We start from the raw sequence: 14,159 nt of genomic DNA, 5'->3' as shown, positions 1-14,159 counted from the left end.
CTGGCCGCTGGCGCGTCCAGAACGATCGGCGGCCCCTGCACTGTCCGCGGGTGGTCCCGGAGATCAAAACCAGCGTGTGGACCCCGATGCGGTGAGCATCGGAAGTCCACACGTCCGCGGCGGATGACCGGGTCCGGCCGCCGGACTGCCTCAGGTGGCGGCGCGGCCGGCGGGCCTCGGGCGGCCGCGGTCGGCGGGCGGGGATGCTCCTATGGATGTCAAGCGGCGAGTTCAAGATCGTTCATTCTGATGAGTTGGTAGAGCTCGCGGGCGACATATCGCTTAAGGCATCGAATGATTTCTTTCTTCGACATGCCTTCCTTGGTGCGTCGTTGCATGTAGTCGCGGGTGCGGGGATCCCAGCGCAGGCGGCAGAGCACGACGCGGTAGAGGGCGGCGTTGGCCTGTCGGTCGCCGCCACGGTTGAGCCGGTGCCGGGTCGTCTTGCCGGACGAGGCCGGGATCGGCGCAACGCCGCAGAGCATGGCGAACGCCGCCTCGGAGGCGAGCCGGTCGTGGTTCTCCCCGGCACTGACCAGCAACTGCCCGGCGATCTCGGCGCCGACACCGTTAGCGGCCAGCAAGCCAGGGTTGATCGCGGCGACGACCGGCTCGAGCAGCTCGTCGAGGTCGGTGATCTCGGCGGACAGCTGCTGATGGCGGCGGGCCAGACTGCGCAGGGCGAGCTTGACGGCGGTGAGCGGGGTCGCGGCGTCAGCCCGCTCGGGGCGCAGGTTCGCGCAGGTGACGACCAGCTGTTTGACGCTCAGGCCGCGTAGCCGGGCACGCAGCTCGTCGGGAGCGGTGACGATCAGGGTCTTCATCTGGCGCTGGGTGTCGGCGCGCTGTTCGACCGCGCTGCGCCGGGCCACGCGCAGGTTACGTAACGCTTCGACGCGCCCGTCGCGCTGTTTGGGGGTGCCGGTGCGTTCACCAGCCAGCGCGGCCCGGGCGGCTTGGATCGCGTCGATCGGGTCGGATTTTCCCTGGAAGCGGCGGGTCTTACGGTCTGGCCGGTCGACCTCGATCACGTCGGCGTGCTCGTCGCGGAGCAGGCGAGCCAGGCCCGCGCCGTAGGCGCCGGTGCCCTCGACCCCGACCCGGCTCAGCCGGCCGTGCCCGCGTATCCAGGCCAGCAGATCGGCGTAGCCGGCCGCGGTGGCGGGGAACTCATGCGTGCCGAGAACCCGGCCGACCTGGTCGATCACGGCGGCGGTGTGGGTGTCCTGGTGAGTGTCGACGCCACCGAAGACCTCGATCACAGTGTCATCAGGTGTAATGGAAGGCATCGTCGTCCTGTCGTTCGTGACTGGGTGCAGGGCGGCACGCACCAGCCGGGCAACGCGGACAAGACAGAGATGGGGCCTCTAGCCAGGCTCCTATGAAGTCACAACGCCACGCCTGATGAGTGCATGAGCACCTCCCGGCCAGGGTCGACAAATCCCGTTAAGGACCCGAAGTCAGTCAGGCGGAGGGTCAGACCCCGGCGGGAGGTGCTCACCAACATCATCTCTGTCAGGCGGCGGCGGCGACCCGGTCGCGGCCGGCGTTCTTGGCCGCGTAGAGGGCCCGGTCGGCGGCCAGGACCAGCTCGTCCACGCCGCGCAGCGCGGGCACGCCGGCCGCGCCGATCGACACCGTCGCGTGGCAGAGGACGCCGTCGGACACCGCGATCGGGGCGGCCGCCACGCCGCGGCGGATCCGCTCGGCGATCTCCATGGTCTCCTCCGGGCCGGCGCCGGGCAGCAGCATGGCGAACTCCTCGCCGCCGTACCGGGCCGCCAGGTCACCGGGCCGGACCAGCTGGCTCAGCCGGTGGGTGACCTCGATCAGCACCCGGTCCCCGCCGCCGTGCCCGTACGTGTCGTTCACCTTCTTGAAGTGGTCGATGTCGAGCAGCAGCAGCCCGAGCGGCTCCCCGTGCCGGGCGGCCCGGTCCACCTCGTGCCGCAGCGTCTCCTCGAAGTACCGCCGGCTGCGCAGTCCGGTCAGCCCGTCGGTGATCGCGGCCAGCCGCTGCGCCCGGACCAGGCCCGCCATCCGGGCCAGGACCAGCAGGAACAGCGCGTTGCAGGCGATCCCGGCGGCGATCACGTGCGGTTCGCCGCCGCGGGCGTACTGGACCAGCATCGAGGTCGGCGCGGTGATCGCGGCGATGGCCAGCACGGTGAGCCGGGCCGGTGTGGCGTCCGGGGTGGTGACCTGGGACGGCGCGATCATCTTGGCTGCCGACGGGTGCAGCACGGCCGCCGCGAACAGGTAGCTGCCGGCGATCCAGATGGCGTCCAGGTAGTTGCCCGGCTGGTAGGTCCCGTCCAGTGACTGGATCGTGTAGGCCGTGTCGGCGTACAGGCCGCAGCCCAGGTAGCCGGCGATCAGGTAGAGCGACGGGCTGCGCGGACCGGCGCCGAGCACCAGCCGGGCCCCCACCATGATCAGCATCAGGTCGCCGAGCGGATAGGCGACGGACACCAGCGTGGTCAGGTTGCCGCTGGTCACGTTGATGGTCGGGGCGATCAGGAACTCGTAGGCCAGGTAGCCGGCGCCGACCGCGACGATCGCCGCGTCGATGCCGCTGGCGCCGTCCCAGCCCGGCGTGCGCCGCCGGACGATCATCAGCAGGCCGGCCGCCATGGTCACGTAGGCGGCCAGGTAACCGATGTCGGCGACGCTCGGGTAGGCGACCTCGTCGTGGACCAGCGCCAGGACGTAGAAGAGCAGGTCGGCGGCGACCCCGCAGCCGGCCGCGGCGGCCAGGCAGAGCATCACCGGGCGCAGGGCGCGGTTGCGCGCCGCGACGACCAGGCAGGCGGCCGCGAACGCGGCGTTCGCACTGACGTAGAGCCCGACCTGGGCGCCCGGCCACAGATCGAGCGCCACCAGCCAGTAGTAGATCGCGATCACCACCGGGGCGGCGGCGAGCGCGAGGGTCCATGCGGGCGGCCGTCTAGTCGTCACCCGGCAACTGTCGGACCGGTGCGGTGACCGGGCCGGATCCGCCCGGGTGCGACTCAGGAGCCGATCGCCGCCAGGATCTCCTCGAGGTGGCCGATCGGGTCGGGCAGGTCGCCGCGGAGAAAGTCCTCATACCACACCCGGAACGCCGCGGTGGTGCAGCCGACCAGCAGCCGGCGCCGCCACTGGCCCGGCTCGCCGTCCGGGTGCCGGGCGTCGAGCAGAGCGGCCACGTCCGGCTCGACGTCGGTGCGGACCGCCACCTGGGAGGCCTTCAGGTGGCTGGACTGCTGGGCCACCGTGCGCAGGGCGATCAGCAGGTCGCGGCGCTCCACCACGTAGCGTGCCACCCGGACCATCGCCTCGTGCAGCACCTGCCGGTCGCTCAGCCCGGCCGGCGCGCCGGTGACGAACTCGGTGACGATCGTGGTCATCTCCCGGACCGGCTCCGCGACCACGTCCTCCTTGCTCGCGAAGTAGCGGTGGAAGGTGCGCGGGGCGATCTCCGCCGCCACGCAGATGTCGCCGACCGTCACGTGGTCGTAGCCCCGCTCGATGAACAGCGTCCACGCGGCTCGCACGGTGGCGATCCGGTTCTGCTCGCGCTTGCGGTCCCGAAGGCTGGTGATCCCCATCTCAAGCATTCTTCCCGACGCCACTCAGCGACAGTTTCGTGGCAGGCTCTGCCTCGTGGCACAGTCTGCCACGAAAGCTTGAAGGAGCCTTCATGTCCCAAGCCGCCGCTGTGGCGCGGTCCGCGGAGTCCGGCACCCCGCCGAGATCCTCCTGGACCGGCAAGCAGCTGATCGTCCTGCTGGTGATCGGCACCGCCGCGCTGATGGTGTCGCTCACCCAGTCCCTGCTGGTCCCGGTGATGTCGGAGCTCGGCGTCGACCTGCGGGCGAGCAGCGACGGCATCGCCTGGCTGCTCACCTCGACGCTGCTGGTCGGCGCGGTCGCGGTGCCCGCCTTCGGCCGCCTCGGCGACCTGTTCGGCACCAAGCTGATGGTGCTCGTGTCGCTCGGCGCGCTGGTCATCGGCTCGCTGGTCTGCGCGCTCTCCGACTCGCTCGCCCCGATGATCGTCGGCCGGGCGATCGTCGGCCTCTCGGTCGCCACCGTCCCGCTGAGCATCAGTCTGGTCGGCGTGATCCTGCCCCGCGAGCACTCGGCGGCCGGCATCGCGCTGATCAGCGCCATGCTCGGGGTCGGCGGCGCGCTCGGCCTGCCGCTCTCCGGCCTGATCGCGGAGTACGCGGATTATCACCTCCTGTTCTGGATCTGTGTGGCCGGCGGCATCCTCGCCCTCCCCGGCATCGTCGCCCTGGTGCCCGACCCGCCCCGGGCCGGCCAGGGCCGGATGGACTACCTCGGCACCGTGCTGCTCGGCGCCGCGATGCTGGCCCTGCTGCTCCCGCTCGCCCAGGGGTCGAGATGGGGCTGGGGCGACCCGCTGACCATTGGCCTGCTGGTCACCGCGGCCGTGCTGCTGGTGGTCTTCGTGCTGGTCGAGCTGCGGATCACGTCGCCGCTGGTGGACGTGCGCACCACGGCCCGGCCGGCCCTGCTGCTCACCAACATCGCGTCGCTGTTCGTCGGCTTCGCCCTGTTCGCCACGCTGATCGGCACCGCGACCTACGTGCAGATGCCGGCCGTCACCGGTTACGGCTTCGGCAAGTCGATCCTGGTCGGCGGCCTGTGCATGCTGCCCGGCGGCATCATCATGCTGCTGCTCTCGCCGCTGTCGGCCAAGCTCGCCCCGCGCACCGCGCTGATCATCGGCTCGCTGATCATCGCGCTCGGCTTCGGTTCCCGGATCGTCCTGACCGACAGCCTGTTCAAGGTGATCCTGGGCGCCACCATCGCGGGCGCCGGCACCGGCATCGCCTACGCCGCGATGCCCGGCCTGATCTCGCACGCCACCCCGCTCTCCGAGCTGGCCGCGGCGAACGGTCTGAACGCCCTGTTCCGCAGCGTCGGCAGCTCCCTGGCGAGCGCCATCGGCGGCGCGGTGCTGGCCGCCAAGACGATGGACCTCGGCGGGCACGAGCTGCCCACCCTCGGTGCTTACCAGCTGCTCTTCGGCCTGTGCGCCGGGGCTGCGGTGCTCGCCGCCGGGCTCGCGCTGCTCATCCCCAAGCACTCGGCCACGGCCGACGCCGCCCTGCCGGAGTAACCGGCGCCGCCTCCTGGGTAAGCCGGAACGTGATGCGGCCGGTGGCCAAGCACCGGCCGCATCACCCGTTCCGGGCCACGGCGGCGTCGCGCACCGGTACCGTCCGCCCGTCTCGCGTCCGGCGGCCCTGACCGAAGACGAACGCGCGCTGCGCGGCGAACCCGGCGGCGAACAACGTGGCCTCGGTGAGCAGCTTGGCCGGCAGCAGCGAACCCAGGACGCCGGTCAGCCAGCCGAGCAGCAGCACGTTCGCGGTCAGCGACAGCAGGGCCAGGGCGGCGTAGCGCGGCGCGGCCCGGCGGTGCGGGACCCGGGCGAAGACGGCGGACCGGTTCACCGAGTAGTTCAGCGTGGCGCTGACCAGCCGGGCCAGCACCGCGGACAGCGTGACCTGACCGGTGACGGCCGCCAGCGCCGCGAGCAGCCCGACGTCCACCGCGAAGGCCAGCAGGGAGGACGCCGCGAACCCGAGCAGCGGTCGGTAGATCCGGGCCGAGTCGCGCAGCGGCCGGAAGTGCGACGACCGGTTCCCGTCGAGATAGACCGTCGCGATCCCGACCTCGTCGACGGCCAGCCGTTCCCGCGCCGCCCGCAGCAGCAGCCGTAGCTCGTACTCGAACCGGTCGCCGGGCACCTGCCCCAGCCAGCCCAGCATCCGCGCCGGATAACCTCGCAGCCCGGTCTGGGTGTCGGTCACCGCCAGGCCGGTGACCAGCCGGAACAGCACCCGGGTCGCGGCGTTGCCGCACCGGCTGCGGGCCGGCACCGGCCCGGTGAACCGGCGCACCCCGAGCACCATCGCCGCCTCGGTCACCCCGACCCGGGCGGCCACCGCCTCGATGTCGGCCGGCCGGTGCTGGCCGTCGCTGTCCGCGCAGACCACGTCGTGCCCGGGGTAGTGAGCGGCGGCGTGCGTGAAGCCGGCGCGCAGCGCGAACCCCTTGCCCCGGTTGCGGTCCAGCGTGATCACCTCGGCGCCGGCCCAGCGCGCCGCGTCGAAGAACGCGGCGTACGCCGGACCGCTCCCGTCGTCCACCACCAGCACGTGATGCCGGTCCAGCGCGCGGACCAGGTCGGCCAGCCGCGAGTCCGGCTGGTAGGCGGGGATCAGCACGAGCATCCCGATCACCCGGCCACGTAGAGGATGTCGCTGGTCCCGCGCTCCTGGCCCGTGCCGAGCGGGTTGTTCACCAGCCTGTCCCGGAAGACCATGGCCGACGACCCGCCGCCGTCGATGTTGTACGCCACCTGCGCGCCCCGGTCCGCGAAGATCTGCGCGAACTCGGTCATCGTGACGCCCCGGCTGTACCCGCTGCTGCGCCCGTCGACCACCACCCAGAGCAGGTGGTTGGCGTCGATCAGGCCGACCCCGGTGCGCGGCTGGTTCCCCTGGATCGAGTGGTTGCCGAAGTTGGTGTCCACCTCGACCCGGTCGATCCCGTCGAGCACCTTGCCGTCCTCGACCAGCCCCGGCCCGAACGACAGGGTGTTCCACACCCCGGCCGCGATCAGCTCGTCCGCGCTGGTCGCCGTCTCGTCGTAGAGCTTCGCGGTGCCGTCCGCGTAGAACGCCAGCCCTTGCCGCGCCCCGGCGTCCCGGAACTTCACCCCGTTGCGGATCACGATCCCGGTGTCCCGGAACCCGTAGTAGTCGCCGTTGATGGCGAGCACCGCGTGCACGCTCGTGGCGATCACCGACGGGTTCGCGGTGATGTTCTCGCCGAACTGATCGTTAGCGAACGCCGACCGTACGATGGTCGCGTCCTTGATCTTGATGTCGGCCACGAAACAGGTCACCTTGTCGCTGCCCGAGCCGGTGCTCACCGTGCTGATCGCGATCGCGGCGGTGTCGCTGGTGTAGGAGGTCGCGGTCGCCGTGCCGTCGCCCGCAGCCTGCGCCTCGACGACGTTGGCGGCGGTCAGCGCGGAGGCGCCGGACACCTCGACGTGGTCGATCACATAACGATTCAGGGCCCATCCGCCGGCACCCGCGGCGGCGGCCAGAACGCCCAGGCCACCGCCCAGGAAACCGCGTCGGGACAGTCGCTTCTCGGAAGTGTTCGCACTGGTCACGACGCCGAGTGAAGCGGCCTTCCTTGTGCCGTAACTGTGTTGCGGCCGTCCACCCTCTGTCGACTACCGTCCGCGGCGTGGACCAGACACAGCAGGCCTGGGAGGCCGTCGCCGGCAAGTACGAGGACGAATCCGACGAGATCCTCGCCTTCGCGCTGAGCGAGCAGGCGCTGTGGCCGGCCGAGCGGGAGGTGCTCGCCGAGATCCTGGCCGCCGCGCCGGCGGTGGTGCACCCGCAGAGCGGCGACGGCGCCGACGACATCGCGCTGGCCCGGGCCGGGGCGCGGTCGGTGCTCGGGGTGGACTACAGCCCGCGGGCGGTGGCCGCCGCGCAGCGCCGCGCCGACCAGGCCGGCCTGCCGGTCCGCTACCTGGTCGGCACGCTGCCCGGCCTGCCGGTCGAGGACGGCGACTACGACCTGGTCTACACCGGCAAGGGCGCGCTGATCTGGATGCGCGACCTGGACGCCTGGGCCCGCGACCTGCACCGGGTGCTGCGGCCCGGCGGTCATCTGTTCATCTACGAGGGGCATCCGGCGGTGCCGCTGTGGACCTGGGACACCGACGAGCCGCGGATCCGCCCGGACCGCAGCTACTTCACCCGGTCCTTCGTCAACGACACCTTCCCGGCCAACGGCGCCGTCGAGACGCAGTGGACCCTCGGCGAGATCGTCACCACCCTGATCCGGGCCGGCTTCACGATCCGGCACCTCGCCGAGTACGCCGAGCCGTTCTGGCGCTGGGGCGACCTGCGGGCGGCCGCCTGGGAGGGCCGGCTGCCGAACGCCTTCTCGCTGCTGGCCGAGCGATGATCTGCTACCTTCTCCGGCGGAATTGCCATTGAAAGTAAGGAATGTAGTGCGACGTATCCACGGGGTAATCGTTCCGTCCGTCCTGGCCGTCCTGGCGCTCACCGCCTGTGACCCGGCCACCGAGTCCGAGGCCGGTCCGGCCGCGGGCGCCACCGCGGCCTCCGCCCCGGCGGCCGCCGCCACGGCCACCTCGGCCGCGCCGACCGAGGCGGCCACCGCCGACGCGGCGACCAAGAAGGCGTGCACCGAGCTGCTCAAGGCGGTCGACGACACGGTCAAGAAGGCGGCCAGCGCCGAGAAGATCGGCCCGCCGGCCGGCTACATCGCGGTCTCCGCCCAGTACATCGCCGGTTCGACCGCGATGACCGCCTACTCGATCGGCGCCAACGAGACGGTCGCCGCGGCGGCCGGCAAGGTCGAGGCCGCCATGAACGACCTCGACAAGGCGTGGAACGAGAACCCGAAGAAGGCGCCGAGCAAGGCTGAGCTGAACGCGGCGATCAAGGACCTCAAGGCGGCCTGCGCCGCCTGATCCGCTCCGCTCCGGGCCGGCCGCGCGACAGTGCGGCCGGCCCGGCACTGTCGCGCGGTCGCCCCGCGTTGTCGCGCGGCCGGCCCGGCGCCTTCCCCGCTGTCGCCCCGGACTACCGCACGGCCGGCCCGGCGCTTTCCCGCCGTCGTCCCGGACTTCCGCGCGGCCGGCTCGGCGCTTTCCGCCGTCGCCCCGGACTTCCGCGCGGCCGGCCCGCACCGGGCGCCGGCGGCAGGGCAGAATCGGGGGCATGCAGCAGGCGCGAGTGGATCACGGTGTGGTCAGCGGAACGTTCAGCCTCGACGGGCAGACCTTCGACGTCGACAACAACGTCTGGGTGGTCGGCGACGACACCGAGTGCGTGGTGATCGACGCCCCGCACGACGTCGACGCGATCCTCGCCGTCGTCGGCGACCGGCGGGTCACCGCGATCGTCTGCACCCACGCCCACGACGACCACGTCCGGGTCGCCCCGGCCTTGCGCGAGCGCACCGGCGCCCCGATCCTGCTGCACCCGGCCGAGCGGCCGCTCTGGGAGCTCACCCACGGCACCGAGGTCACCTGGGACAAGGACCTGGCCGACGGCGACCGCGTCGAGGTGGCCGGCACCGCCCTGACCGTCCTGCACACCCCGGGCCACGCCCCGGGCGCGGTCTGCCTGCACGCCCCCGAGCTGGGCTGCGTCTTCACCGGCGACACCCTGTTCCAGGGCGGCCCGGGCGCCACCGGCCGCTCCTACTCCGACGCCGACCTGATCGTCGCCTCGATCCGCGCCAAGCTGTTCCCGCTGCCTGGTGACACGGTCGTGCACACCGGCCACGGCCCCGACACCACCATCGCTGCCGAGCAGCCCGCGGCCTGACCGCCACCCGCTCGCGGCCCCGGGCTGGCTCCCACGGGTGTCTCAACACTGTTGAGACACCCGTGGGAGCCAGCCGACCGGCCGCGAGGCGCGTCATGGTCCGGACCGCCCGCGCGTCTTGCGGTTGTTCGGCTGTGCCCCACGGGTGTCTCAAGACCCTTGAGACACCCGTGGGGCACAGCCGGCCGGGCCGTGAGCGGGGTGCGGGCCGGGGTGGGAGCGGGGTCAGCTGTCGAGGGTGACCACGCCGGGGTGGGACAGGAGGTACTGCGGGACCGTGTCGGTGGCGACCGCGGTGAAGAACGGCGTGACCGCCGGGGAGAGCTGCTCGCCGCGGTAGACGCCGTTCTCAAAGAGGGGGCCGCCCGGCAGGCCGACACCGGTCATGGCGTTGAGGTGCAGGTCCTTCAGTTCGGCGGCCCAGTCGGCGAGGCGATGGCCGCCACCGATGAAGGTCAGCGAGTCGCCGATCGCGGTGGTGGTCCGGACCAGGCCGTCCGGGGTGCTGAGGATCTTCCGCTTCATCTTCTTGGCCAGGGCCTTCAGGAACTGGCGCTGGTGCCGCTGCCGGTCGTAGTCGGAGCGGGGCAGGCCGTAGCGCTGCCGGACGAAGTCGAGCGCCTCCCACGGCTCCAAGTGCACCGGGGTGTCGCTCTTCGGGTAGATCTTCTGCGGCCCGATGTAGGGCCGGTGGCAGTTGTCGTGGCCGGGGCATTCGGCCAGCCGGTCCCGCGGCGTGCCGTCCGGTTTGCGGTGCTCGGAGACGACGGTCTGGTCGATCGGCATGGACAGGCCGCCGACCGCCTGCACCATCCTGGTGAAGCCGCCGAAGTTGAGCACCGCGCCGGCGTCGAACCGCCGGATCCCGGTGACCTCGCCGACGGTCTGGGCGAGCAGCTCGTAGCCCTGCGCGGCGCTGTACCGGTCGCCGCCGAGCCGGCTGCCCAGCCCCATCGCCGCATTGATCTTGCTGCGCTGGGCGGGCGTGCCGGACTTCGCGAACGCCGGGATGGTGACGACGAGGTCCCGCGGGATCGAGAAGAGGACGATCCCGTGCCGGTCCGCCGGGACGTGCGCCACGACGATCGAGTCGGCCAGCGGGGCGGTGTGGTCGTCGCGCGGGTCGATGCCGACCAGCAGCAGGTTCAACGGTCCGGCGATCGTTCTCGGTCCGCTGAGGCCGGGCGTCGCCTGCCCCACGACCAGCGCCGGCGCCAGCAGGAGGCTGCCGACCGCCACTCCGAGCCGTGCCCACAACGGTGTGCGGCGTTTCCCGATCCTTCCCACCCGTGTCCTCCCGAATATCCGCTTTTGTCCAGCCAGCGGATGGTCGCACGCCGACCGGCTCCGGCGGGCGGCATCGCGACGCCTGCACCGTTTCGCGCGACGGAGGCGGCCATCGGTTGCGGTCCGCGAGGGTTGCGGCCGACAGATCACGAGCGGATCGGGGTACGCCGGGAGCCGCTCTCCCGCGTGGCGAGAGCGGCCCGTCGCGTACCGCAATCAGCGTGGACCGTGCCCACCCCCGAACCCGCCGCCCCCGGCAGCGGCCTGCCCCGCGGTGACCGTGGCGATCTTGGTCGCCGAGCCGAGCGAACCCGACGCGGCCAGCCCACCCGTGCTGCTGCCGCTCGCGCTGCCGCCGGTGTGGACGGTGTAGGTGGACCCGCTCGTGATCTTGGAGGAGGAGAACACCACGCTCTGCGCGGTTTTGCTGGTGACGTAGGTGGCGACCAGGTTCCCGTCACGGTCCGCGATCTGGATCGTGGTGCCGGCCGCCACCGGGCTGTCCAGCGACGCGGAGAGCCAGCCTTGCTCGGAGTCGGTGCTCGGGGAGACCACCATGCCCGCGCTGCCGGCCGCCAGCAGCGTCCCGCCACTGACCGTGAAGGTGCCGTTGACGTCGAGGGCCCCGTTCCCGTTGCCCTCCGGCCCGTTGACCACCACGGTGCCGCCGGTGATCGACGCGGTCCCGTTGGAGTCCAGCCCGTCGCCGCCCGCGTCGACGATCAGCGTGCCGCCGTTCACCGTCCACTTGTACGGGCCGACCTCCTCGCCGCCCCCGCCGCGCCCGCCGCCGAAGCCGCCGTCCGGGTTGCCGCCGGTGTCGGTCGTGGTGCCGGACCCGCCGGCCGCGTTGATGCCGTCGTCGCTGGAGTGCACGCGCACGGTGCCCGCGTTGAGGATGAAGTCGGCCGCCTCGAGGCCCTCGGTGGCCGTGGTGACGTCGAGCGAGCCGCCGTCGACGATCTGCTGGCCCTCCGCGTGCACGCCGTCGTCGCCGCTGGCCACGGTGACCTTCGCGCCGGTCAGGTGGACCGCGCCGTCGCTGTGGATCGCGTCGTCGGCGGCGTCGACCGTCGTGGTGCCACCCTCCAGCACGGTGATCACCCCGGACTTGAGGCCCTTGGCCGAGGCGTCGCCGGCGACCTTGCCGGTGTTCCCGCCGCCCGCCTTGACCGTCAGGTCGCCGCCGGTCAGCACGATGTCGGTGGACGCGTCCACGCCGTCGCCGGTCGCGGTCAGCGTCACCGTCCCGCCGGCGACCGCGACGTAGCCGGAGTCGGCGTCCTCGGTGTTGTCCGCCTTGATCCCGTCGCCACCGGCGGTGACCGTGATCGTGCCGTCGTTCACCATCACGTAGTCCTTGCCGCGGACGCCGTCGTCCTTCGCGGTCACCGTGACCGTGCCCGAGTCGATCACCAGGCCGTCCTTCGAGGTGATGCCGTCGTTGCCGGTCCCGGTCACCTCCAGTGACCCGGCGCCGGTGAGGCTCAGGTCGCCGGCGCTGAACAGGGCCGCGTTCACGTCCGCGTCGTCGGCGTAGGACGAGGCGTCGGACAGGGTGTTCGTGCTGCCGTCGGCGAGCACGACGACCAGCGAGTCGACCGCGGTGGCGGCGATCGCGGCGGTGGTCGAGCTGCTGATCGCGGCGTTGTCCAGGATCAGCGTGACGGTGGCGCCGGCGGCGTCCACCACGATCTGCCCGTCACTGAGCGTCCCGGTGAGCCGGTAGGTGCCGGCCTGGGTGATGGTGATCGTCCCGCCGTTCACCTGCACGCCGTCCGCGCTGCTGGTCGCGGAGCTGCCGGCGAGTGTGACGACCGCGGCGTCATCGGTGGCGACGTCACCCACGGTGGCGGCGCTTGTGTTGGCGGCGAGCACCGCGGCGGCCTTCTGAGTGCCGTCCACGGTGCTGACCGCGGCGGCGGTGGCGGTGGCCGCCTCGGCGGCGGTCGAGCCGGAGCCGCCGGAGCAGCCGGCGAGCAGGACGGCCGCCAGCGCGGCCGAGCTGACGGCGGCGACGAACTTCTTACGCAGTCTCATGGCGGTTCCTCACGGAGAAGTGGCGGTGCAGGACGGGGTGCCAGCGGTTGGCCGGGAGTTCCGGGCGCAGCGCGGCCAGCCCGGCGGCGTACTTGGAGATCGAGGACGGGCGGTGCCGGAGCCGCCACAGCAGGCGGTCCACCTCGCACAGGCCGCCGGCCGACTTGGTCTCGACGATCGCGTGACCCGGCATCCGCAGCGGGGCACCGTCCGGGAGCGACCAGGTCAGCTCGGTGTCGATGGTCACCCGGCTGCCGCATCCGGGCAGGTAGAGCGTGTGCCGCCGGTAACCGGTGGTGAGCACCGGGCGGAACGTGTGACCGGTCGGGACGATGCCGGCGCCGGCCAGGACGTGCTCCAGGTGGGCCCGGCCGGAGGGGCCCAGGTCGTGACCGGTCCCGTCGTACGCCAGCCGGTCCTTGATCGTGGTCCCGCGGGAACCGCGGGTTTTCACCTCGACGAAGCGGGCGCCGGTCTCCAGGTAGGTGCGGATCCGGACCTTGAACCGGCGGCGGCGCCGATGTGCCGCGCCCAGGTAGCTGTCCAGCCGCTCGGTGTCGAAGTAGGTCGAGTGGTAGCCGAAGTCGCGGCGGCCGTCGATCTCCAGCATCCGGGCCTCCGCCGGCAGCTGGGCCAGCAGCTCCGGGAGCAGCGCGGCGGGCAGCAGGTACTTGCGGTCCACCCGGGTGAGCAGCTCGGCCGCGGCGACCAGCCGGTCCAGCGAGATCGGCGCGAAGGTGGCGATCATGCGACCGGCACCCGTGCCGCGCGGCCGGCCGGCGCCAGGTAGCGGACCTCGACCAGGGTGCTGTCGTTGACCAGGTCCACCTGCTTGATCGACAGGTTCACCACGCTGCCGCCGAGGACCCGCTCCAGGTGGGCGCGCAGGGCGGTCTCGTCGGTGTGCGCGCTGTCCAGCCGGAGCGTCTGGTGCCGGTACCGCTTGAACAGGCCCGGGTGGTCGCCGAACCAGAGCGCCGCGACGATCAGCGCCATCAGCGAGCCGGTGATCACGTCCAGGCCGCCGAGGCCGGTGAGCAGGCCCAGCGCCAGCGCCGCGAAGTAGTAGGCGACCTCGTGCTGGGAGATCTCGTCGGAGCGCAACCGGATGATCGAGAGCACGCCGAACAGGCCCAGGCCGAGGCCCGCGCCGACGTTCTCCGCGCCGAGCACGGTGGACACCGCGAGCACGCCGATGTTCACGCCCAGGAAGGCGGCGACCAGGTCGCGCCGGTGGTGCCGGGGGAAGTAGACGCCGAACGTGAGGACGCCGATCGCCAGGAGATCCGCGGCTGCGGCAACAAGAGCGTTCACAAGGTTTCCTTCAGGCGGAGTTCATTTGGTGTTTCCCATTGGGGGTTCGGCGCCTGGGGGGAAGCTGTGCGTCGTCTGTTCCGCTTCTGAGAGCTGTCCTTCTTAGCG

Annotated in this window: 13 protein-coding genes; 4 read left to right on the top strand and 9 right to left on the bottom strand. The window is 72.1% G+C overall.

Going from position 1 to position 14,159, the window contains the following annotated elements; genetic code table 11:
• Positions 1–218: 218 nt before the first annotated feature.
• The 3 genes from BJY16_RS39220 to BJY16_RS39210 form a co-directional block, all read right to left on the bottom strand.
• A complete protein-coding gene (locus tag BJY16_RS39220; protein WP_185046419.1) occupies positions 219–1,289 on the bottom strand; it encodes an IS110 family RNA-guided transposase in 1,071 nt (356 codons plus the stop codon).
• Between the two features lie 226 nt (positions 1,290–1,515).
• Positions 1,516–2,958, bottom strand: a complete 1,443-nt coding sequence (locus tag BJY16_RS48795; protein ID WP_185044583.1) for a GGDEF domain-containing protein — start codon at positions 2,956–2,958, stop codon at positions 1,516–1,518.
• Between the two features lie 53 nt (positions 2,959–3,011).
• Complete coding sequence (locus BJY16_RS39210) at positions 3,012–3,590, bottom strand: TetR/AcrR family transcriptional regulator (RefSeq protein ID WP_185044582.1); 579 nt, start codon at positions 3,588–3,590, stop codon at positions 3,012–3,014.
• A 92-nt stretch (positions 3,591–3,682) separates the two neighbouring features.
• Between BJY16_RS39210 and BJY16_RS39205 the strand changes: the two genes are divergently transcribed.
• Positions 3,683–5,131, top strand: a complete 1,449-nt coding sequence (locus tag BJY16_RS39205) for an MFS transporter (RefSeq protein WP_185044581.1) — start codon at positions 3,683–3,685, stop codon at positions 5,129–5,131.
• A gap of 61 nt (positions 5,132–5,192) precedes the next feature.
• On the opposite strand, the gene BJY16_RS39200 is transcribed toward BJY16_RS39205, so the two are convergent.
• Positions 5,193–6,251, bottom strand: coding sequence for a glycosyltransferase (locus BJY16_RS39200; protein ID WP_185044580.1), 1,059 nt, complete (start codon positions 6,249–6,251; stop codon positions 5,193–5,195).
• A gap of 5 nt (positions 6,252–6,256) precedes the next feature.
• Positions 6,257–7,204, bottom strand: coding sequence for a phosphodiester glycosidase family protein (locus BJY16_RS39195; protein ID WP_185044579.1), 948 nt, complete (start codon positions 7,202–7,204; stop codon positions 6,257–6,259).
• A gap of 77 nt (positions 7,205–7,281) precedes the next feature.
• Here BJY16_RS39195 and BJY16_RS39190 point away from each other — a divergent pair, with 77 nt between their 5' ends.
• The 3 genes from BJY16_RS39190 (at position 7,282) to BJY16_RS39180 (ending at position 9,410) form a co-directional block, all read left to right on the top strand.
• Complete coding sequence (locus BJY16_RS39190) at positions 7,282–8,016, top strand: class I SAM-dependent methyltransferase (RefSeq protein ID WP_203758871.1); 735 nt, start codon at positions 7,282–7,284, stop codon at positions 8,014–8,016.
• A gap of 46 nt (positions 8,017–8,062) precedes the next feature.
• Entirely contained in the window at positions 8,063–8,548 is a 486-nt protein-coding gene (locus BJY16_RS39185; RefSeq protein WP_185044578.1) for a hypothetical protein, read from the top strand.
• A 250-nt stretch (positions 8,549–8,798) separates the two neighbouring features.
• On the top strand, positions 8,799–9,410 hold the full coding sequence (locus BJY16_RS39180) for an MBL fold metallo-hydrolase (RefSeq protein WP_185044577.1): 612 nt from the start codon (positions 8,799–8,801) through the stop codon (positions 9,408–9,410).
• Positions 9,411–9,635: 225 nt separating this feature from the next.
• Here BJY16_RS39180 and BJY16_RS39175 read toward each other — a convergent pair whose 3' ends face one another.
• From BJY16_RS39175 to BJY16_RS39160, 4 genes are all read right to left on the bottom strand, one after another.
• Positions 9,636–10,697, bottom strand: coding sequence for an LCP family protein (locus BJY16_RS39175; protein ID WP_239176903.1), 1,062 nt, complete (start codon positions 10,695–10,697; stop codon positions 9,636–9,638).
• Between the two features lie 216 nt (positions 10,698–10,913).
• Complete coding sequence (locus tag BJY16_RS39170) at positions 10,914–12,737, bottom strand: carbohydrate-binding domain-containing protein (protein WP_185044576.1); 1,824 nt, start codon at positions 12,735–12,737, stop codon at positions 10,914–10,916.
• Positions 12,724–13,485: a VTC domain-containing protein gene (locus BJY16_RS39165; protein WP_185044575.1), complete on the bottom strand. Its 762-nt coding sequence runs from the start codon at positions 13,483–13,485 to the stop codon at positions 12,724–12,726. The genes BJY16_RS39170 and BJY16_RS39165 overlap by 14 nt, the downstream gene beginning before the upstream one ends.
• Positions 13,482–14,051 (bottom strand): DUF4956 domain-containing protein, encoded by a 570-nt coding sequence (locus BJY16_RS39160; RefSeq protein ID WP_185044574.1) that lies wholly within the window; start codon positions 14,049–14,051, stop codon positions 13,482–13,484. The genes BJY16_RS39165 and BJY16_RS39160 overlap by 4 nt, the downstream gene beginning before the upstream one ends.
• Positions 14,052–14,159: the final 108 nt, after the last annotated feature.

It is taken from the genome of Actinoplanes octamycinicus (genome assembly GCF_014205225.1).
GTDB lineage: Bacteria > Actinomycetota > Actinomycetes > Mycobacteriales > Micromonosporaceae > Actinoplanes > Actinoplanes octamycinicus.
This window is presented reverse-complemented; position numbering and strand designations above follow the sequence as displayed.